Source organism: Mesorhizobium sp. M0437, assembly GCF_040321335.1.
Lineage (GTDB): Bacteria > Pseudomonadota > Alphaproteobacteria > Rhizobiales > Rhizobiaceae > Mesorhizobium.
In genome coordinates, this window is the sequence record NZ_JAMYRK010000073.1 from 1 (window position 1) to 20,145 (window position 20,145).

Sequence of the window (20,145 nt, forward strand, 5' to 3'; positions counted from 1 at the left end):
GGATGCTATCGCAGACCCAAAAAGCTCAAAATGGCGATTACGATCACGATCGCGCCGACCAGCCAGATAATGTTGTTCATCATTGCACTCCTTCGGCTCCGGGCGGGGCGCACGCCGGGGCGAAGCCCGCCACGCAAGTAGAATATTAGATACGGCTAAAGGTTCCTCGCGGGGCCTCGCTGTCGAAAGAGCCCACCGCACCAGTCGGCACGGCGGGCGACGCAGAGTTTCACCCCGGTGGTGGGCAGCAAACGGCATTGCATCCAAAGGCTCAGCTGATGCTTCTGGACCAGTTATCAACCTGGCGCTCCGCCTCTTCCTTGGCGATGCCATATCGCTCCTGGATGCGTCCAAGAGCTGGTCCCTATTGCCCTCGATACGATCAAGATCGTCGTCGGTGAGGTCACCCCACTGCTCCTTCGCCTTGCCTTTGAACTGCGTCCATTTTCCCTTGATTTGATCCCAGTTCATATGTTCCTCCTTGCTTCCTGGGCCCGCACTGAAGCGGAGCGCGGACCGATCGGCATTTCAATGTTGGTGGCGAATGAAGATTAGCAGCCGCTAAAAGTTCCAGTGCCGGCGCAAAAAGCCCGTCGTGCCCGTGCCGGACTGCGAGCTGATGTTGATGATGCCTGGAGCTTGATGCTCTTTCGCGGCACTGTCTTATGCCGTTGAAGGCGCTGAGCTTCTTGCTGGTTGGCCTTGGCTGGCAAGCCTCGAAAGGCTGCCCGGCAGCATTGTTCTGTCCTTGCCGATCATGAGCACGCCGCTGTCGGGCGCCAACAGTGCCGAGAACGGCAGCATCGCCGCGCCGATCGGCGAGGCCTCGGGGCCGAATTGTCCCGAGACGATTTCCGGCGCCACGATGCCGATGGCGCTGATCCTGTTGAACTGGGTCTGCACCTTTGCCAGCAGCTCGAGATGGATCGGCCGCGGCAGGATGCTGTCGAGAACGATCGCCTCGATGTCGATGACGGAGGTGATGGCGATGATCGCCTCGACCAGCGCATTGGCGCAATCGTCGATCCATTCGGACAGCGGTTCGCGCGCCCCTGGCGGCAAGGGGTCGAGTTCGCGCACGCGGTTGATCTCGATGCCGCGCGATTTGAGATGATTGACCAGCACATAGATCGAAGCGCGATGCAGCAGGCTCTGGTAGCGCGCCGGCTTGGCCGCCACCGAATCGAGGCTTGAAGGCGAGACCGGCAAAGGACCGAGCGCGGCGCTGTTGCCGTGCGGCCCGGTATGGACCTTGCCGCCTTGCACCAGTCCGCCGCCGACAAAGGTGTCGATCGAGATATGCATGAAGTCGCGGAACCGCGCGCCGGTCCCCTGGATGAGTTCGGCGAGTGCGGCCGATGTTGCGTCGTTTTCCACGAAGACCGGGGTCTTCGGCTTTGTGGCGAAGAACGTCGTCAGATCGATTGCTTCCCAGCGGCTGCCGAGATCGTCGGGAAAGCCGAGCTCTTCGCTCCAGCCGCCGAGGAAATATGGCGAGGCGATGCCGACGCCGACGATGCTGGCATCGCCAAGCCCCTCGACCAGCTTGTCGAAATTGGCCAGCGACATGTTGCCTGCCTTGAGCACCATGTCGGGATCCGGAAAGCGATATTCGTGCGACTCGCGCGAGCGGACCTCGCCGGCAAAGTCGACGAGCACGGCTTCCAGCGCGCGCCGGCCGATCTTGATGCCGACGCTGTAGATACGCTCAGGTGCAAGTCGGTAGAGAGTGGACGGCGATCCGCGTTGCCCGAACCTTTTTCCCACTTGCTTTACGAATCCGGACGATTCCAGCCCGTCGACAATGGTGGCGACCGCGGCCGGCGTCAGATTTGCGGCGCGCGCCAGATCGGACTTGGATGCCTCCTTCAGGCGGCGAATGGCATCAAGCACGAAGCGCTCGTTATAATGCCGAACCTTGACCGAATTGCTGCCTTTTCCGGACAAAACCGGCGCCTCCCCATTCATTCCCGCAGAGCCACTCCATCCGCTTGCAGCTTTGAGGCTGCCGCGGAGTCGAGCACTCCAATCGCACCCGTGCGCGACGCGACAGTGCCCTTCGCGGCCATGGAAGTCAATTTTCCAGTTGCGGCATTCGGCCATTTAATATAGCAAATTGAAAAAACAGGACCAAGGGAGGAAAGGTGCTGCACTTGGGCGCATTAGGCGAAGCCGACGCCATGGTGAAGAGCGACGCGGCTGTCCCCGTTGCCCTGGTTCAGGCGACAAAAGCCTTCGGCGGCACGATCGCCCTCAAGGACGCGTCCTTCGAATTGCGCTCAGGCGAGGTGCTGGCTCTGCTTGGCGAAAACGGCGCCGGCAAGAGCACTTGCGTAAAGCTGCTGGCCGGCGTGTATCTCCCGACCGGCGGCCATGTCGAAGTCGATGGCAAGCCTGTGGTCTTCCATTCGCCGCACGACGCCCAGGCTGCCGGCATCTCGGTCATGCACCAGCACCCCGGTCTTTTCCCTGATCTTTCGGTGGCGGAAAACATCTATCTCGGCCATATGCCGCGCGACCGCTTCGGCGGCATCGACAGCGCCGCCATGCTTGCCGGCGCGCGCAGGGTGCTGGCGACAGTCGGCCTCGACGTGCCGGCCGAAACCCGGCTCGGAACGTTGCGCACCTCCGAACAGCAACTGGTTGAGATCGCCCGCGCCCTGTCGCTCGACGCGCGGGTGCTGATCATGGACGAGCCGACGGCCGCCCTGTCGCAGCGCGAGGTCGAGCGGCTGTTCACCGTCGTCGCCGACCTGCGGCTGCACGGCGTCGCGATGATGTTCGTCGGCCACCGCATGGACGAGATCTTCCGCATCGCCGACCGCATCGCGGTGCTGCGCGACGGGCGTCTCATTGGCGTCAAGCCGAAGGCCGAGCTTGGCCGCGCCGCTGCCATCGGCATGATGGTCGGCCGTGAGGTCACCGACCTCTATCCGCAACGAAGCCACGCCACCGGCGCACTGGTGCTGGAGGCGAGGGGGCTTTCGCACGCCGGTGGCTTTTCCAATATCGACCTCAAGCTCCATGCCGGCGAGGTGCTCGGGCTCGGCGGCCTGGTCGGCAGCGGGCGGACCGAGATCGCGCGCGTGCTGTTCGGAATCGACCAGCCCGATGCCGGCGAAATCCTGATCGACGGCGAAGCAGTGCGCTTCGCCTCGGCACGCGACGCCATGGATGCGCGTATCGCCTATGTCTCTGAAGACCGCATGGGCCAGAGCCTGGTGATGGATTTTTCCATCCTCGACAACGCTGTGCTGCCCGTCCTCGACAAGGCAGCCCGCTCCGGCTTCTACGGCACGAACCGCGCGATCAATCTGGTCTCGGACTGGCTGAAGCGCATGAAGCTCCGCTTTTCCGGCTACGCGCAGCCGGTAAAGGAACTGTCCGGCGGCAACCAGCAGAAGGTGGTGTTGGCCAAATGGCTGCGCACCGAGCCGCGCGTCCTCATCCTCGACGAGCCGACGCAAGGCATCGATGTCGGCACCAAGGCGGAAGTGCATGCGATGATCGCCGACCTTGCCGCCCAGGGCATGGCAATCATCCTGATCTCCTCCGAAATGCCCGAGCTCATCGGCATGTGCGACCGCATCATCGTCCTGCGCGAAGGCCATCGGACGGCCGAATTTGCCAGGGGCGAAGCCACTCAGGAAAAGGTGCTGGAAGCAGCGACCAAGGCCGGCGAAAGCGCCGATGCGGCGGCACAGGCCGCCGGCGAGGAGAAGAGAAAAGGACCGCTCGACATGCTGAAGCGGCGGGAGTTCGGTTTGCTCGCCGCGATGCTGGCGGTCGCCATCCCGGTCACCATCATCAACCCGCGCATGGTGAGCGCTGCAAACCTGACCGCCGTGTCGATGGATGCCGCCCTGCTCGTCGTTGCAGCACTCGCGCAGATGCTGGTGCTGATCACCCGCAACATCGACCTTTCGATCGCTGCGGTGATCGGCCTGTCGGCTTACCTGGCGGCCAGCATGGTCCAGGCCTATCCAGGGCTCGACATCGGCATTGGCCTGATAACCGCATGCGCCGTCGGTGGCGTCGCCGGCCTGATCAACGGCCTCGTCGTCACCAGGGGAAAGATCCCGGCGATCGTCGTCACGCTGGCCTCGATGTCGATCTTCCGCGGCTTCAACTCGATCTGGGCAGCCGGTGACCAGATCAGCGCCGACGAAGTCACGCAAGCCTGGCTCGACATGACCGGCCTGAAGATCGCCGGCGTGCCGCTGATCGTCATCATCGCGATCGTTATCCTGTGCCTGGGCTATGTGCTGCTCTATCGTACGGCGATCGGGCGCGAACTGTTCGCCGCTGGCTCCAATCCCGACGGCGCGCGTCTTATCGGCATCCCCGTCGACCGCCGCATTCTGTTGGCCTTTGGCATGGCCGGCCTGCTCGGCGGCCTGTGCGGCGCGCTGTGGGCATCGCGCTACGCGACCATCGATGCACGCGTCGCGCTCGGCTTCGAACTCACCGTGATCGCGTCGGCGGTGGTCGGCGGCGTCGCCATCCGCGGTGGTTCGGGCACGCTGCTCGGTATCATCCTCGGCGCGCTCACGCTGCTCGTCATCAAGAACGGGCTGACGCTGGTGCGCGTCGACCCGCTGTGGCTGCAGGGCGTCTACGGCCTCGTGATCCTGGTCGCCATCGGCATCGACACCTTCATCGTGCGGCGGGCCGAGCAGGCAAGACAGGCGAGGGCGCGGTGAAAAAGTCGATCGACTTCTGGGATCTGCTGCTGGCGACCTCTTGCTTGGCCATCTTCCTCTATGCCGCGATCTTCGTGCCGAATTTCGTTTCCGGCTTCAATCTCTCGCAACTGGCCGCCAGCGCCTCGGAAAAGGCATTGCTGATCCTGCCGATGACGCTGCTCATCATCACCCGCGAGATCGACCTGTCGATCGCCTCGGTGCTGGCGCTGACGTCCGTCGTCTTTGGCTTGCTGGTCCAGGCCGGTGTGCCGACACTTGCCGCAATCCCGTTGACGCTCGTCATCGGCGGCCTGCTCGGCGCCTTCAACGGCTATCTGGTCTCGGGCCTCGGACTGCAGTCGTTGGTTGTGACGCTCGGCACCATGGCGCTCTATCGAGGCATTGGCTACATCCTGCTCGGCACCGGCTCGGTCAACATCCTGCCGCCCGCGGTCGTCGATTTCGGCATCAACAACCTGCCTGGCACCGAGATACCGTGGACCATCGTGCCCTTCCTGGTGCTGGCGCCGGTGTTTGCGGTCGTGCTGCAGAAGACGCCGACCGGCAAGCGCATCTACGCGCTCGGCGGCAGCCCCGAGGTGGCGCGCTATTCCGGCATAAACACGCGCCGGATGGTGCTGAACCTGTTCGTCGTCTCGGGCGTCGTCGCGGCGATGGCCGGCATCGTCTATACCGCGCGCCTTTCCAACGCCCGCGCCAACAATGCGCTCGGCATGGAGCTCGACGTCATCACCATCGTGCTGCTCGGCGGCATCAGCGTCTTTGGCGGCAAGGGCCGCCTGACCGGCGTCATGCTGGCACTGGTCCTGATCGCCATCATCCGCAACGTGCTGGCGCTGAACCAGATCGGTGGCGACGCACAGGGCATGATCATCGGCCTGCTTCTGATCGGCTCGCTGCTGATCGGCAATTACTGGCGCTCCACACAGGAGATGCTCAGCAGATCCCGCGCAATGCGCGAGACAAAGGGGTGATCTCGGGCCCCTTCCTTCAAGCCCGAATTTTGACGGAGGAGTCACAATGAAAGCGTTTAGATTAGCCCTGCTCGCATCCGCGGTTCTGCTTGCGCCAAGCTCGCTGGCCTTCAGCCAGGAGTGCGCCAAGGAACCCGTAACGGTCGGTTTCCTGCCCAAGCTCGACACGGATCCCTACTTCAAAGTGGCCTTTGGAGGCGCACAAGAGGCAGCCAAGGAAATTGGCGGCACCGCTACCCAGGTCGCCCCATCGCAGGCGACCGCCGAGGCGCAGATCGAATTCATCAACAGCCTTGTCTCGCAGAAGGTCGGAGTCATCGCAATTGCCGGCAACGACGCCAACGCCGTCGCGCCTGCGCTGAAGCGCGCCGTTCAGCAGGGCGTCAGGGTGATTTCGTATGACTCCGATGTGGCCGCCGATGCGCGTGCGGTGTTCGTCAATCAGGTGAAGGGCGACAGCCTCGCCGAGATGATGCTCGAAAGTGCATTCGCCCTCAGCGGCGGTGAAGGCGAATTCGCGATCCTGTCGTCGACGCCGACGGCGACCAACCAGAATGCCTGGATCGACTTCATGAAGGCGAAAATGGCGGCCGAGCCGAAGTTCTCCAAAATGAAGCTGGTGCAGGTGGCCTATGGCGAAGAAAGCGAACAGATCAACCAGCAGCAGGCATTGGCGCTGGTGCAGGCGTTTCCCGATCTCAAGGTGATCATCGTCCCGGCAGGCATCGGCCTTCCGGCGGCCGCGCGTGCACTCGAGGAAGCGGGCATGATCGGCAAGGTCAAGCTGACCGGCCTCGCGCCGGCCACTCTGATCTCGAAATACATCAAGGACGAAGCGGCTCAGGATATCTGGTGGAACGTCACCGATCTTGGCTATCTTACCTATCAGACGGCCCAGGCGTTTGCGCAATGCAAGATCACCGGCAAGGAGGGTGAGAAGTTCACGGCAGGCAGGCTCGGCGAATACACGATTGGCGCCGGCGGCGAACTGATCCTTGGTCCGGCCAAGATCGTAACTCCCGAAAATCTGGCCGAATTCAAATTCTGATCCTGTAGAGCTTGAGTTCTAGGGGGCGCCGGTCCATCCGGCGCCCTTCCCAAAAACCTCTCGAAATGAAAACAGTGCGGGGCGGCAATGAAGATCTTGCTTGCGGGCGAAACCTTTGCGGCGACGACGTCGATCGCCATCGGCAGCGACGTGCTTACAAGTGCGGCCTTGACAAATGGCGCGACGGCCTTCAATGCCGCGCTGGCCACTGAAGGCATCGCGGTCACGCAGATCGGCGGCGAGCGTTGCAGCGCGGAGTTTCCCTATGACCTCGATGGGCTCGCCCAATATCAGGCGGTGGTGATCTCCGATGTCGGCGCCCTGACATTGCTGGTGACGCCGGATGCCCGCGCCGGGCGTGTCGGCGTCAACCGCCTCGATGTGCTCAAGGCCTATGTCGAAGGTGGCGGCGGGCTGATGCTGGCCGGCGGTTATATGGGCTTTCAGGGCATGTTCGGGACGGCGCGTTTCCACGACACCCCGGTCGAGGACGTTCTGCCGGTCCATTGCCTACCCTACTGCGACGGCATGGAGGTGCCGCAAGGCCTGCAGGCCTCCATCCTGCAGTCGTCACATCCGATTTTTTCCGGGGTGGAGGGGCCTTTGCCGCCGATTCTCGGCATGAACAAGCTGGAATTCAGGCGCGACGGTTCGTCCCGGCTTCTGGCGACCTGCCACCATCGCGGCACCGACTGGCCGCTCCTTGCCGTCGATAGCCATGGCCGCGGCCGCACGATTGCCTGGGCAACCGATATCGGCCCGCATTGGCTCTCGCAGGATTTCCTCGCGTGGCCGTTCTACGGAAGACTGATGGCGAATATGGTCCGTTGGCTTGCCGGCAATGAATGAGGAAGCCGGACACTAGGTTTGACCCAGTGCGGTTGTCCTGGCGCGGCCGATGCCGCGCGAGGCGCCGGTGACCACCACCACCTCGTCGGCTAGGTCGAATTTCGGCGTGAACTCATTTGCCATGCAATTCCACCTTGTTCTTCAAATCGGACCGGCTGCCATGTCGAACCGAATAGGCTCGCGTGAATTCGGCGCCCAGCAGAAATATCTCCGCTGAATAATAGACCCATAACAGCACGACGAGCAGGGCGCCGGCAGCGCCGTATGATGATGAGATGGCGCTGGTTCCGATATACCAGCCAATCAGCGACTTGCCGATGGTGAACAGAAACCCGGTGACCGCGGCGCCGATGCCGACATCGCGCCATTGCAGGCTGCGGTCCGGCAGCACCTTGTAGATTGCGGCAAACAGCAGTGTGGTCAGGGCAAACGAGACGATCCCGTTGATGGCGCTCAGGATGATGGTGCCGAACGGCAGGTAGGCGTTGATGACCTCTCCGAGCGCCGAAATTGCAGCGCTTACGACCAGCGACACCAGCAGCAGGAAACCAAGCGCGGCGACCAGGCCCAGGCTTGCAATGCGTGCCCGCACCATTCGTGAAATCGTTGCCCCGCTCGGTTTGACTTTCCAGATTTCGTTCAGCGCCAGCTGCATTTCGCCGAACACGCCGGATGCGGCGACGAACAGCGTGACCAGCCCCAGAATGCTGGCAAGGGTTCCCGCTTCCTTCTGCGAGGCGTTCTCGATCGTCGCCTGCAGCAGCTCGGCACTTTGCGGCCCCATCAGGCCAGCGATCTGTGCCGAAAGGGCGAGTTGCGCCGCCTCGTGCCCGAAGGCCATGCCGGCAATAGCGACAACGATGAGCAGGATCGGCGCAAGCGAGGTCGTGGCATAAAACGCTATCGCCGCCCCATGGCTCAGCGCATTGTCGTCGATGAAGCCGATGACGCTCTGCTTGAGGAGCCTCCAGCCCTCTGCTGCCAAATTCCACATGTGGGCCTCGCATGCCTGTCAACAAACAAGTAGCGGCCGCGCAGCGCTGGGCGAGGGGCGAGAGGCCGGCGGGACAGGAGGGGGCGCGGAGCAGCATGACATTCCTGCCTCCCTTCCCCACGACAAGAACACCTCTTGCCCGAACACTTGCCACGCGCCGGCCATCATGATGCCATGCCGTTGCGGAAGATGGCGCGCTGGGTTTGGGGTGGGACGACGATGCTGTTTCCAGGGGCAACAGGGCGCATAGGCGTGGCGTTTGCCGCGCTGCTTGCCCTTTTATGCGCGCTGGTTTCTGCGCGGGCTGAAGGGCCGAAGGCGCTTAAGGGCGTCGCGCTCGTCATCGGGCAGTCCGATTATGAGCATGTCGGCAAGCTGCCCAATCCGGAAAACGACGCCCGCGCCATCGAGGAGATGTTCGACAGGCTCGGCTTCGAAACCGATGTCGCGATCAATCGCGACGCGCGCAAATTGCGGCGCGACCTCGAAGGCTTCGTCGACGATGCCGAGGGTGCCGACGTCGCCATTATCTACTATTCCGGCCACGGCATCGAAGCCGGCGGCGAGAATTTCCTGGTGCCGGTCGATACCGACATTACAGCGCTCGACGATGCCGGCGAGAAGCTGGTGCCGCTGTCGTCGATCGTGGCCGAGCTGAAGGCCAAGGTGCCGGTTACCATCGTGCTGCTCGATGCCTGCCGCAACGATCCGTTTCCACCGGGCACGCTGCTCAAAATCACGCCGGGCGAAGCGGGCGAGCCGATCGGCGCCGGCGGCCTCGGCGAAACCCGCAGCGTCGTGGCGCTGAACGGCAGAGCGCCGGCCAAGGGTTCGGCGGATGACAGCCTGGGCCAGGTCATCGGCTTTGCCGCCGAGCCCGGCAAGGTGGCGCTCGACGGTCCCGCAGACGGCAACAGCCCCTATGCGGCAGCCATATTACGTCACATCGACATGATGGGCGGCGAGGAATTCGGCACCGTGCTGCGCATGATCGGCGAGGAGGTCTATCTCAAGACCGGCGGCCGGCAGCGGCCGTGGGTCAATGAGAGCCTGCGCCGGCTGCTCTATTTCGGTACGCCCGCCGAGGTGCCGAAAGGCGAAGAGGGCGAGATACTCAGCGAGCGTCGCCGGCTGCTGGTGACGATCTCGACGCTGCCCGACCCGCAACGCCGCCAGATCGAGACGATCGCCCGCGACGGCGGCGTACCGATGGATGCGCTCTACGCCATGCTGAAGACGCTGGGCACCGAGAAACCCAGGGATGCGGCCGAGCTCGATAAATTGCTGCGCGGCCAGACCGAGCGGCTGAAACAGGTACTAGCCGAGCAGGCGACGCTGAAGAGCCAGGATCCGGAAATCGTGCGGCTTTCAAGACTGGCCGAGCAGGCGGTGCAAGAAGGCGCACTCGAAGCAGCGCAGAAAATCCATGAACAGGCCAAGGCCCGCGTTGGCGAACTGTCGAAGACCGTCGACCAGGCCGAAGCCGACCTCAAGGCGCGTCGGTTCGAGTTTGCCGAGGTTTTCGGCGACAGCGCCAAAACCTACGAAATTTCCTTCCGCTATCAGGCGGCAGCACAGGACTATGCCAAGGCCTATGAGCAGGTCGAGAAATGGGACGACCATGAAGCCTGGTTCTACAAGGCAGCCGAGGCCCAGGCGCTCTCCGCGCATGGTTCTTTCTCTGGCGACAATGCCTTTCTGGTGCAGGCGGTCGCTGCCTATGAAAAGGCGCTGACCTATGTGTCGCGCGAAAACAGCCCGCGGCAATGGGCTGCCACGCAAAACAATCTCGCCACCACACTGTCGACGCTGGGCGAACGCGAGGCCGGTCGCGAAAACCTCGACAAGGCGGCTGCCGCCTTCGACCAGGCGCTGACCGTCTACACACGCGACGCCGATCCGGACGACTGGGCCTCGACGCTTGGCAATCTCGGCACCGTCTACTGGCGGCTCGGCCAGCGCGAGAATGGTATCGCGCTGCTCGACAAGGCCGTCGCCTCCTTCCGCGCGGCGCTCGCGGTGCAAGCGGCGAAAAAAATGCCGCTCGAATGGGCGGCGACTGAGAATAATCTCGGCATCGTGCTGTCCGAGATCGGCGAGCGCCAGGCCACGACCGACAGTTTCCGCGCTTCGATCGAAGCGCATCGCGCCGCGCTGACCGAATACCGCAGAGAGCGCGTCCCGCTCGACTGGGCGTTGAGCCAGGTCAATCTCGGCGCGGCCTTGTTTCGCCTTGGCGAGCGTGAAAAAGACGTGCCGACGCTTAAGCAGGCAGTGGCCGCGTATCAGGCTGCGACCGAGGAGATGACGCGCGAGCGCGCCCCGGCGCAATGGGCGACGATCCAGAATAATTTGAGCTCGGCGCTGGAATCGATCGGCCAGATCAATGGCGACATCGCCACGCTTCAGCATGCTCGGGAGGCCGCAGAGGCCGCACTGACGGTCTGGACGCGCGAGCATGCGCCGGCGAGCTGGGCGAACGGCCAGTTGACGCTTGGCAATGCCTTGCAGCGCCTTGGAGCCAGGCAGGAAGGCAACGACGCGCTGCTCGAGGCGATCGCTGCCTATGAGGCCGCACTTTCTGAATATCCGCGCGAAAAGCTGCCGCTCGACTGGGCTTCGTTGAAGCAGAATCTAGGCTCGGTCTATGCGACGCTTGGCGATCGGGACACCGGCATCGACTATCTCCGGGAGTCGGCGTCCGCCTATCGCGAGGCCTCGCAGATCTATACCGCCGCCGCTGCTCCAATCGAGTTTGCTTCGATCGAGCACAGTCTCGGCAACGCTTTGTCGACCTGGGGCGACCGCGCCAACGACAAAGCGGTGCTGGAACAAGCGGTCGCCGCCTATGGTGCAGCGCTCACCGTGCGAAGCAAGGACAGCGCCCCGAAGGACTGGGCGAAGACGCAGTTCCGGCTGGGTGCAGCACTTTCCATGCTCGGCAAGGCCAATGGCGGTCCGGACGAGGCGCTCCAGCGCTCGGCGGCGGCCTATCGTGCGGCGCTCGAGGTGCAGAGCCGTGACAGCGATCCTGACGCCTGGGCGGCAACGCAATGGGGCCTGGGCCACGTGCTCCTGGTGTTGGGCGACCGCACGCAGGACGGCGAAGCGTTCCGCCAGTCGGCGACGGCGCTAGAAGCGGCGCTGCCCTTCTACGACCTCGCCACGGTGCCGGAAGATCACGCCCAGCTGCAGAACGAACTAGGCACTGCCTATTACTACCTTGCCGGCAGCGCCAATGACCCATCGCTCTACCAGAAGGCGGCGGCCGCGCATGAAAAGGCACTGGCCGTCTATGTTACGTTGCCCGACCGCTCGCTCTGGGCCTCGGTCGAAGGCGACCTCGGCAATGCCCGTATGATGCAGGCAAACGCCAGCTCCGATCCGGACGCCATGGCCAAGTCTGTCCAGGCCTACGAGGCGGCACTGACTGTGATGAGCCGCGACAGGGATGCCGACGAATGGCTGCGCAACCAGGCAAACCTGGCCAGCGCGCTTTCGACGCTGGGCTACTGGCGCGGTGACGTCGCCCTGCTGAAGCGCTCGGCCGGCATCTATCGCTCGATCCAGAGCGTGCGCACGCGCGACCGCGCCCCCGAACCCTGGGCCAGCACGCAGGCAAGCCTGGCCAATGTGCTTGGCATGATCGGCGCGAAAGAGCCTTCGCCGGCTTTGTTCGCCGAGGCGGTCGCCGTCAACCGGGCGCTCGCAGACGAGGTCGGTCGCGACCGCGACCCCGACCGCTGGGCGAGCCTGCAAAACGAGATCGGCTATCAGCTGACGCTCGCCGGCCGCGCCGAAAACAACGTCGCCAAATTCGAGGAGGCAGTGCCGATCCTGCGCGAGGCGATCGCTGTGCAGAAGAAGATCGGTTCGGTGCCGGGCGTCGCCTTCACCGAGGACAGCCTGTGCGATGTGCTTACCGATCTGGGTGCTGCCCGCAAGCAGAAGGCAATGGTCGAGGAAGCGATAGGCGCCTGCGAGCATGCGCTCGTCATCTTCAGTGAGCGCAAGATGGACGACCTTGCCGCCGGCTCCGCCAAGAACCTTGCCGAGGCAAAAGCCTTGCAGGCCGAATTGCAATAGCGCACAGGAAAAGGTGGCCGCGGCCGGTTTCGATTGGCAATGGGTTGCCGTTCCCTGCTATTCCCGCTTCATAATGCATGTCGCCCAAAAGTGTGCCGCGGTTTTGGGACAACGACATGCATAAAAACAAAGACTTAAAGCAGTGGACGTTCCAGTATGACCAATGTCGCCTTGACCGGGCTTGCCCGCGATCTTGCCAAGCGCGCCGCGGAAGGCCGCTCGGTGCGCATCGGCGTTATCGGTTCGGGCGAGATGGGCACCGACCTGGTGACGCAAGGCATGCTGATGCCGGGCATTTCGGTTTGCGCGATCTCGACGCGCCGCCCGCATACGGCGCGTGACGCCATCCGCATTGCTTATGGCGATCAGGCGATGGCAGCCGAAGCGGACAGCGCTTCGAAGGTCAGCCAGGCGATCGAAAGCGGCAAGATCGCCGTCACCTCGAACGAAATGCTGGTCACCAATCCGCTTATCGATGTCGTCATCGATGCCACCGGCAAGCCCGGCGTCGCCGCCGATTTTGACCTGATGGCGATGCAGCACGGCAAGCACCTGGTGATGATGAATGTCGAGGCCGACGTTACCATCGGCTGCTATCTAAAGCAGCAGGCCGACCGGCTCGGCGTCGTCTATTCGGTCGGCGCCGGCGACGAGCCGTCGAGCTGCATGGAGCTGATCGAGTTCGCCTCGGCGCTCGGCTACACCATCGTCTCCGCCGGCAAGGGCAAAAACAACCCTCTCAACCACGACGCCGTTCCCGACGACTACCGCGAGGAGGCGCTGCGCCGCAACATGAATCCGCGCATGCTGGTCGAGTTCGTCGACGGCTCGAAAACCATGGTCGAGATGTGCGCCATTGCCAACGCCACCGGGCTGGTGCCCGACGTTCCCGGCATGCACGGCCCCAAGGCCGATCGCGACGAGCTGGTCAAGGTGCTGATCCCGCGCGAGCAGGGCGGCATCCTGTCGAAGAAGGGCGTCGTCGACTACACCGTCGGCAAGGGCGTGGCGCCCGGCGTCTTCGTAATCGTCGAGGCGACGCATCCGCGCATCATCGAGCGCATGGACGATCTGCATATCGGCCACGGCCCCTATTACAGCTTCTTCAGGCCCTACCATCTGACCTCGCTGGAAGTGCCGCTGACGGCGGCTCGCATCGCGCTTTACGGCAAGCCCGACATGGTGCCGCTGCCGCGGCCGGTGGCCGAGGTCTGCGCCGTGGCCAAGCGCGATCTGGCGGCAGGCGAGGTTTTCGATGCGATCGGCGAGACCTGCTACCGCTCCTGGACCATGACCGTCGAACAGGCCCGCGCCCATCGCGCCGTGCCGGTTGGTCTGCTCGAAGGCGGCAAGGTGCTGAAACCGGTGAGGAAAGGCGAATTGCTCACCGCCGACAATGCCGCGCCCGACCCGACGACCAGGCTGTTCGCCTTGCGCCGGCTGCAGGACGAGATGCTGTATGGGAATCTTGGTGATGGCTGAGGTCCGTAAATCCGAGTTGAAGCGGGAAAATGGACGCCCTTCTCTGGCAGAGCGGCTCACGGCCATTGCCGATGATCTCAAAGCCAAAGCCGGCAAAGACGGGCCGCCCGAGAACAAGGACGAGATCGACGACTTGTGGGGGCATCGCTGATATCTGTCGACATTCTAGGCTATCGCGATTTTGATGTCGGCAGGACAGTGGAGGGCGCGAAGGAACGCCACGTAACGGCTTTTCTACCGGTTGCTATTGCCGACAGGAACGGTCGACCATCACCGCCGACCGGCTCCCCCAGAAGCCCTACTTCCCCAGCTCTATCGACCGCAGCCGCGCCGCTTCCACCGCCTCGGTGAGCAGGCGCGTCAGCCGGTCCTCGCCCATCAGTACTGCAAGGGCCGCAGCCGTGGTGCCGTTGGGGCTGGTCACCTGCTGCCTGAGCACGCCCGGCTCCTCGCCGCTTTCGGCGGCCAGCGATGCGGCGCCGTAGACCGTCTGCATGGCCAAGAGCTTGGCAGTCCCGGTCGGCAGGCCGGCTTTCTCGGCGGCCACGGTCAGCCCTTCGATGAAATGGAAGATATAGGCCGGCCCCGACCCGGAGACTGCCGTCACCGCATCCATCAGGGCCTCGTCGTCGATATCGGCCACTTGCCCGCTTGCCGAAAGCAGGTCGGCGACGAAGCGTTTGGTTTCGTCGGAAACCAGCCTGTTGGAAAACACCACCATCATGCCCTTGCCGATCGCCGCCGGCGTGTTGGGCATGCAGCGCACGATCGGCGCGCGGTCGCCGAGAATACCTTCAAACGTGGCGACCGGTGTCCCGGCCGCGATGCTGAGGAAGGTGGTCCGGCCATCGTTGAAGCGGATGTAACCAGCCGTCACGTCGCGGATCACCTGCGGCTTCACCGCAATGACGACGAGAGCCGGCACGGCGTCAGCCGGGATGGCGCCGGCATCGGCGCCAACACCGCAGCCCAGTGCTTCGGCACGCTTGCGCAAGTCGGCATTGGGCTCGACCACGAACACCGCAGTCGGAGCGAGCTTGCCGGCTTTCAGCCAGCCCGAGAGCATGGCGTAGCCCATATTGCCGCAACCGGCGAGAACAAGCCTGATCGTCATCGAAAGCTCCCATAGAGATGGCTTCCCCATAGACGTTCGCGGCAGGGCGGGGAAGCCCTATTGGGACCGTGATCGGGCGGAAACCCCGACCTTGCGGTTGGGATGCGCATGTAGTCGCGCAGTCGCGCGGCGACCAAATTAACCTTTTATTTCCTATGCCTGTTTAGCATCGCTTAAGCAGTGGCGGTCACTACGTCCCAGCCCGAGGGGAAGGCTCCAGAAACCATGGCTTATAGGAAAAATCGTGAACACTGGAGGAACGAGCAGTCCTTGCTGTCACTCGTCGAGGCGGTGCGCGGCGAGGACGAAGCATCGCTGGTTTCGCTAGAGGACCGCGCAGGCCCGTCATGGCGCGAGGATGCCGCCACACGCCATCGTCTTGCCCGCTCGCGCCGCGAAGCGCGTGCCAGTCCGATCCTGTTGGCAGCCGCCGGCATAAGCCAGCCCGATCCTGATGAGCCAAAGGCTGGCACCATACTGATGGAAGAGGCTGCAGCTGCCGATGGGTTTTTCGACCCCGCTGGCTCCCTTGGCGGCCCCGATGCCGGTTCCGCCGATCACGCAGCATACCGGGCAGCGCCGCCTCCCGCTCAGCCGGTCGAGGTCGCGCGTACCAAACGTTCTGGTCCGATCGGTGCCGTGTTGTCGGCGCTGAGCCGGCTCATGCCTGGCAGAGCGCCGGAGGAGATGGCGTCCGGTGAGACTTCCGCCGCGACAAATTCCACCGCAGCGATGCCACCTGCGTTCCACCCGCAGCCGCTCTATGCCGATCGGGCACCTTATCCGCAGCAACCCACGCCGCCGCATTCGGCCCATGCTCAGGCCTGGTCGAGGAAGGCAAATCAGGCCTCGGAAGCCGCCGATCAGCAAAGCCAGATCGAGGAAATCCGCGTCAGCCTGCGCGAATTCCGCGAGGCGGTTCGCGAGCTCACCGAAAACCGCACGCATCGCCGCTATTTCTGAGCGTCGAATAAAACATGCCGATTTCGAGTTAACGGCATGGGACGGCGCATTGACGGGATTGCCCGGCTCGATTTTCGTGAAAATGCCGCGCTGCATGTCCGCCCGCAGCGCATGGTTCTGGGCAACGGCCTGCATAAAAGATATCTGGAGCGCGCCACATGGATGTTTTAACGCGGCAGGCTTACGCGATCGGCGTCGAGGGTGGTTCATGGCTGAGTTGATTGACGGAAAAAGCGTCGCCGAAGACGTGGTGCGGCGGGTCAAGGCCCTGACCGCCGAGCTGGCGGAAAAGGGCGGACGGCAGCCCGGTCTCGCCGTGGTCATCGTCGGCGAGGATCCGGCGAGCCAGGTCTATGTCGCCTCCAAATCCCGCACCGCCAAGGAATGCGGCTTCCATTCGGTTCAGCACACGCTGCCGGCCGAAACCTCCGAGCCGGACCTGTTGAAGATCATCGGCCAGCTCAACGCCGATCCGGCCATCAACGGCATCCTCGTGCAGCTTCCGCTTCCCGGCCATATCGATTCCGGCAAGATCATCCAGACCATCGCGCCGGAGAAGGATGTCGACGGCTTCCACTTCATCAATGTCGGCAAGCTCGGCACCGGCGAACTCGAGACCGCCTTCGTGCCTTGCACGCCGGCCGGCTCGATGCTGCTGATCGAACGCGTGCGCGGCAAGGACCTGTCCGGTCTCAATGCGGTCGTCGTCGGGCGTTCGAACATCGTCGGCAAACCGATGGCCAATCTTCTGCTTGCCGCCAACTGCACCGTCACCATCGCACACAGCCGGACCAGGGACCTGCCGGCGCTTGCCCGCACCGCCGATATTCTGGTTGCAGCCGTCGGCCGGCCTGAAATGGTCCGCGGCGACTGGGTCAAGCCTGGCGCCACCGTCATCGATGTCGGCATCAACCGCGTCGCCGCACCTGAAAAGGGCGAAGGCAAGACGCGCCTCGTCGGCGACGTCGCCTTTGCCGAAGCAGCGAAGGCGGCCGGCGCCATCACGCCGGTGCCTGGCGGCGTCGGGCCGATGACCATTGCCATGCTGATGGCCAACACGCTAGCTTCCGCCTATCTCGCAGCCGGATTGAAACGGCCTTCCTTCTGACCAGAAAGCAGCGTCCTTGCCGAACCTCACTGTTCCCTTAGAACGGCCGGTCACCAATGATCCCGTTCAGGGCGGGCGGCAGTTCGGGTTTCTGTTGGTCGACAAGTTCTCCATGTTCTCGCTGGCCGCGGCAATCGACACGTTCCGGTCGGCGAACCGGCTGCTCGGCCGCGATTTCTATGGCTGGACTACGGTGTCGGCCGACGGCGACGCCGTCATGGCGTCCAACGGCCTGCCGCTCAAGATCGACTACGCGGTTGCCGATCTGCCGCCGGTCGATATCCTGTTCGTCTCGGTCGGGCTGACGACGGAATTTCCCGGCAAGAGCAAGGTGCTGGCAGCGCTGCGCAGTTGGGGCCGGCGCGGCAATGCGCTCGGCGCGCTTTCGGTCGGCTCCTATCTGCTCGCCGAAGCAGGCCAGCTCGATGGCTATCGCTGCACCATCCATTGGGAAAACCGCGCCGGCTTCCTCGAACGCTTTCCGGACATCAACTGCACCGGCAACGTCTTCGAGATCGACCGCAAGCGCTACACCTGCGCCGGCGGCACCACATCGATCGACCTGATGCTGGAGATCGTGCGCGGTGATTTCGGCTCGAGCCTCGCCAATGGCGTCGCCAACCAGTTCCAGCATGAGCGCATCCGCTCGGCCGGGGACCGCCAGCGCGTCGGGCCGGAACGCGACCTCACCGGCAAGTCGGAGAAGCTGCGCCGCATCGTCGAGCTGATGGCCGACCATCTCGACGAGCCGCTGTCGGCGGTGCAGCTCGCCAAGTCGGCGGGCCTGTCGGTGCGCCAGGTCGAGCGCCTGTTCCTGCGCCATCTCAGTGTGACGCCCGGGCGCTATTATATGCGGCTCAGGCTCGAGCGGGCGCGCGAATTGCTGCGCCAGACCAACATGCCGATCCTCGACGTGGCAATCGCCACCGGCTTCACCTCGCATTCCTATTTTGCCCAGAGCTACCGGCTGCAATTCGGCCGGCCGCCTTCCGAGGAACGCCGCACCGCCTATTGAGGGTTTGGCAGAGAGGCGACGCAGCTTCGTACTCCGTCCGGGCTTGTGTCGCGACCCGGCGTCAAATAGCTTTCCGGCGCCGAGCGGCGGCGACTGACGGGGGAGATTTTTGATGGCGGGATTTGTGCAGAGCGTCGCTGCGGCGGCCCTGTTGCTGTGGACGACGGGGTTCGGCTTCGCCGCCGATCGCGTCATCGTCATTCTCGATGCCTCCGGCTCGATGTGGGCGCAGATCGACGGCAAGCCCAAGCTCGAAATCGCCCGTCAATCGCTGCGGAACGTGCTGCAATCGGTCCCGGGCGAGGAGGAAATAGGCTTCATGGCCTATGGCCATCGCGAGAAGGCCAGTTGCGACGACATCGAACTCATCGTGCCACCGCAGGCAGGCTCGGCAAGTGCGATCTCAGCCGCGGCCGACAGCTTGAAATTTCAGGGCAAGACGCCGCTGACCGCTGCGGTGAAGCAAGCGGCGGAAGCATTGAAATACACCGAGGACAAGGCGACGGTCGTTCTCATCACCGATGGCATCGAGACATGTAGCGGCGATCCCTGTGCGCTCGGCAAGGAACTGGAGGCTGCTGGCGTCGACTTCACCGTCAATGTCGTCGGCTTCGGCCTGACGGCGGCCGAGGGCAAGCAGGTCGGTTGCCTCGCCGACAATACCGGCGGCAAATATATCGAAGCGTCGGATGAAAAGGCATTGCAGGACGCCCTCGTCGAGACCGTTGCGCCTCCGCCACCCGCCCCTGAACCGACTCCCGCCCCGCAGCCTGCTCCCCAGCCGGCGCCCGCCCAGCCGGCGGAGTCCAATTTCGCGCCCACCGTCGTGCTTGCCGAGGGTGGCGATCCCGTCACCGACGGCAATGCCTGGGAGATCCACAAGGCGAATTCCGACGGCACGCGCGGCGATCCCGTCACCACCGAATATGGCACCTACAAGGGCAATCTGGAGCCGGGCGACTATATCGTCGTCGCGCGTGCCGGCGAGGCCAGGGCCGAACAGAAGATCAAGATAGAGCCTGGCCAGGTCGCCAAACCGCACTTCAACCTGAATGCCGGCACGCTGGTCATCCACCCGCGGGCAAGCGAAGGAGCGGACGTTGATGACGGCGCGGCTGTCGTAATCGGCTATCCCGGCGTCGACACCCCGCCGACCTATTACGGTGACACGAAAGTCGTGCTGCCGGCCGGTGACCAGAAGGTGACGGTCACGATCGGCCAGGGCATGGTTATCGAGACGATCCCGCTTGCCGCCGGCAGGGTCATCGACAAGGACATCATCGTCGGCGTCGGGCGTATCGTCGCCAACGCCTATTATGCTGCCGGCGGCGACAAGGCCGAGGGTTCTGGCGTCGGCTTCAAGGTGCTCCAGGCGAAAAAGAACATCGACGGAACCAGGCAGGAGGTGACCTATGCCTACGGTCCGGACAGCAAGTTCGATCTGCCGCCCGACGATTATGTAATGGTCGCGACGGTCGACCTTGCCGTGGCCGAGCAGCCGTTCAGCGTCAAGGTTGGCCACCATCAGGATCTGAAGATCGCGATGAACGCCGGCATGCTGACGATAACCGCGCCAGGGGCCTCGAAGATCGAGATATTCGAGGCCAGGAAGGCCATCGACGGAACCCGCAAGTCGGTCGGCTACGCCTACGACCAGAAGTATCAAGCCACCCTGCCGGCCGGCGACTACGCGGTGGTTTCGGAGAAATCGGACAACAGCTCGAGGGAAGGCACCGTAACGGTCAGGGCCGGCGCGCGAGCCGAGCTGACCGTTCAGTAGATATAAGGGAGAGCGGCCACCAGCCG

At 63.7% G+C, this 20,145-nt stretch carries 15 protein-coding genes and 1 pseudogene; 12 read left to right on the plus strand and 4 right to left on the minus strand.

All coding sequences use genetic code 11. The features are described 5' to 3' along the window. Positions 1 to 271: 271 nt before the first annotated feature. A pseudogene (locus NKI72_RS29320) lies at positions 272 to 471 on the minus strand (CsbD family protein). 192 nt (positions 472 to 663) lie between these two features. Next, positions 664 to 1,947 (minus strand): ROK family transcriptional regulator, encoded by a 1,284-nt coding sequence (locus NKI72_RS29325; RefSeq protein WP_352851550.1) that lies wholly within the window; start codon positions 1,945 to 1,947, stop codon positions 664 to 666. A 197-nt stretch (positions 1,948 to 2,144) separates the two neighbouring features. Between NKI72_RS29325 and NKI72_RS29330 the strand changes: the two genes are divergently transcribed. The 4 genes from NKI72_RS29330 (at position 2,145) to NKI72_RS29345 (ending at position 7,577) form a co-directional block, all read left to right on the plus strand. After that, a complete protein-coding gene (locus NKI72_RS29330) occupies positions 2,145 to 4,703 on the plus strand; it encodes an ATP-binding cassette domain-containing protein (RefSeq protein ID WP_352851551.1) in 2,559 nt (852 codons plus the stop codon). Further along, entirely contained in the window at positions 4,700 to 5,680 is a 981-nt protein-coding gene (locus tag NKI72_RS29335) for an ABC transporter permease (RefSeq protein ID WP_352851553.1), read from the plus strand. The genes NKI72_RS29330 and NKI72_RS29335 overlap by 4 nt, the downstream gene beginning before the upstream one ends. A gap of 46 nt (positions 5,681 to 5,726) precedes the next feature. Beyond that, positions 5,727 to 6,728 carry a rhamnose ABC transporter substrate-binding protein gene (locus tag NKI72_RS29340; protein ID WP_023677420.1) on the plus strand — a complete coding sequence of 334 codons (1,002 nt, stop codon included), beginning with the start codon at positions 5,727 to 5,729 and terminating at the stop codon, positions 6,726 to 6,728. An 87-nt stretch (positions 6,729 to 6,815) separates the two neighbouring features. After that, positions 6,816 to 7,577, plus strand: coding sequence for a glutamine amidotransferase (locus NKI72_RS29345; RefSeq protein ID WP_352851554.1), 762 nt, complete (start codon positions 6,816 to 6,818; stop codon positions 7,575 to 7,577). A 112-nt stretch (positions 7,578 to 7,689) separates the two neighbouring features. Here the strand turns inward: NKI72_RS29345 and NKI72_RS29350 are convergent, their stop codons facing one another. Further along, positions 7,690 to 8,571, minus strand: coding sequence for a YihY/virulence factor BrkB family protein (locus tag NKI72_RS29350; RefSeq protein ID WP_352851555.1), 882 nt, complete (start codon positions 8,569 to 8,571; stop codon positions 7,690 to 7,692). 135 nt (positions 8,572 to 8,706) lie between these two features. On the opposite strand from NKI72_RS29350, the gene NKI72_RS29355 reads away from it, so the two are divergent. From NKI72_RS29355 to NKI72_RS29365, 3 genes are all read left to right on the plus strand, one after another. Next, positions 8,707 to 12,657 (plus strand): caspase family protein, encoded by a 3,951-nt coding sequence (locus tag NKI72_RS29355; protein WP_352851557.1) that lies wholly within the window; start codon positions 8,707 to 8,709, stop codon positions 12,655 to 12,657. 156 nt (positions 12,658 to 12,813) lie between these two features. After that, on the plus strand, positions 12,814 to 14,139 hold the full coding sequence (locus tag NKI72_RS29360; RefSeq protein WP_352851558.1) for an NAD(P)H-dependent oxidoreductase: 1,326 nt from the start codon (positions 12,814 to 12,816) through the stop codon (positions 14,137 to 14,139). Then, positions 14,132 to 14,290 (plus strand): hypothetical protein, encoded by a 159-nt coding sequence (locus NKI72_RS29365; RefSeq protein ID WP_352541748.1) that lies wholly within the window; start codon positions 14,132 to 14,134, stop codon positions 14,288 to 14,290. Before NKI72_RS29360 ends, NKI72_RS29365 begins: the two co-directional genes overlap by 8 nt. 147 nt (positions 14,291 to 14,437) lie before the next feature. On the opposite strand, the gene proC is transcribed toward NKI72_RS29365, so the two are convergent. Continuing rightward, positions 14,438 to 15,253, minus strand: coding sequence for a pyrroline-5-carboxylate reductase (gene proC / locus NKI72_RS29370; protein ID WP_352773922.1), 816 nt, complete (start codon positions 15,251 to 15,253; stop codon positions 14,438 to 14,440). A gap of 225 nt (positions 15,254 to 15,478) precedes the next feature. Here proC and NKI72_RS29375 point away from each other — a divergent pair, with 225 nt between their 5' ends. The 5 genes from NKI72_RS29375 (at position 15,479) to NKI72_RS29395 (ending at position 20,119) form a co-directional block, all read left to right on the plus strand. Beyond that, on the plus strand, positions 15,479 to 16,216 hold the full coding sequence (locus tag NKI72_RS29375; RefSeq protein ID WP_352851559.1) for a hypothetical protein: 738 nt from the start codon (positions 15,479 to 15,481) through the stop codon (positions 16,214 to 16,216). Between the two features lie 36 nt (positions 16,217 to 16,252). Then, positions 16,253 to 16,387 carry a hypothetical protein gene (locus tag NKI72_RS29380; protein WP_352851560.1) on the plus strand — a complete coding sequence of 45 codons (135 nt, stop codon included), beginning with the start codon at positions 16,253 to 16,255 and terminating at the stop codon, positions 16,385 to 16,387. Positions 16,388 to 16,424: 37 nt separating this feature from the next. Continuing rightward, entirely contained in the window at positions 16,425 to 17,324 is a 900-nt protein-coding gene (folD, locus tag NKI72_RS29385; RefSeq protein WP_352686532.1) for a bifunctional methylenetetrahydrofolate dehydrogenase/methenyltetrahydrofolate cyclohydrolase FolD, read from the plus strand. Between the two features lie 16 nt (positions 17,325 to 17,340). Then, entirely contained in the window at positions 17,341 to 18,339 is a 999-nt protein-coding gene (locus NKI72_RS29390) for a GlxA family transcriptional regulator (RefSeq protein ID WP_023677433.1), read from the plus strand. A gap of 112 nt (positions 18,340 to 18,451) precedes the next feature. Next, positions 18,452 to 20,119, plus strand: a complete 1,668-nt coding sequence (locus NKI72_RS29395) for a vWA domain-containing protein (protein ID WP_352851562.1) — start codon at positions 18,452 to 18,454, stop codon at positions 20,117 to 20,119. Positions 20,120 to 20,145 lie beyond the last annotated feature (26 nt).

Bases quoted from the DNA above. Each gene is read 5' to 3' on its own strand.
- NKI72_RS29340 (WP_023677420.1), top strand. From the start codon at position 5,727: ATGAAAGCGTTTAGATTAGCCCTGCTCGCATCCGCGGTTCTGCTTGCG.
- NKI72_RS29345 (WP_352851554.1), top strand. From the start codon at position 6,816: ATGAAGATCTTGCTTGCGGGCGAAACCTTTGCGGCGACGACGTCGATC.
- NKI72_RS29350 (WP_352851555.1), bottom strand. From the start codon at position 8,571: ATGTGGAATTTGGCAGCAGAGGGCTGGAGGCTCCTCAAGCAGAGCGTC.
- NKI72_RS29360 (WP_352851558.1), top strand. From the start codon at position 12,814: ATGACCAATGTCGCCTTGACCGGGCTTGCCCGCGATCTTGCCAAGCGC.
- NKI72_RS29365 (WP_352541748.1), top strand. From the start codon at position 14,132: ATGGCTGAGGTCCGTAAATCCGAGTTGAAGCGGGAAAATGGACGCCCT.
- proC (WP_352773922.1), bottom strand. From the start codon at position 15,253: ATGACGATCAGGCTTGTTCTCGCCGGTTGCGGCAATATGGGCTACGCC.
- NKI72_RS29375 (WP_352851559.1), top strand. From the start codon at position 15,479: ATGGCTTATAGGAAAAATCGTGAACACTGGAGGAACGAGCAGTCCTTG.
- NKI72_RS29380 (WP_352851560.1), top strand. From the start codon at position 16,253: ATGGGACGGCGCATTGACGGGATTGCCCGGCTCGATTTTCGTGAAAAT.
- folD (WP_352686532.1), top strand. From the start codon at position 16,425: ATGGCTGAGTTGATTGACGGAAAAAGCGTCGCCGAAGACGTGGTGCGG.
- NKI72_RS29395 (WP_352851562.1), top strand. From the start codon at position 18,452: ATGGCGGGATTTGTGCAGAGCGTCGCTGCGGCGGCCCTGTTGCTGTGG.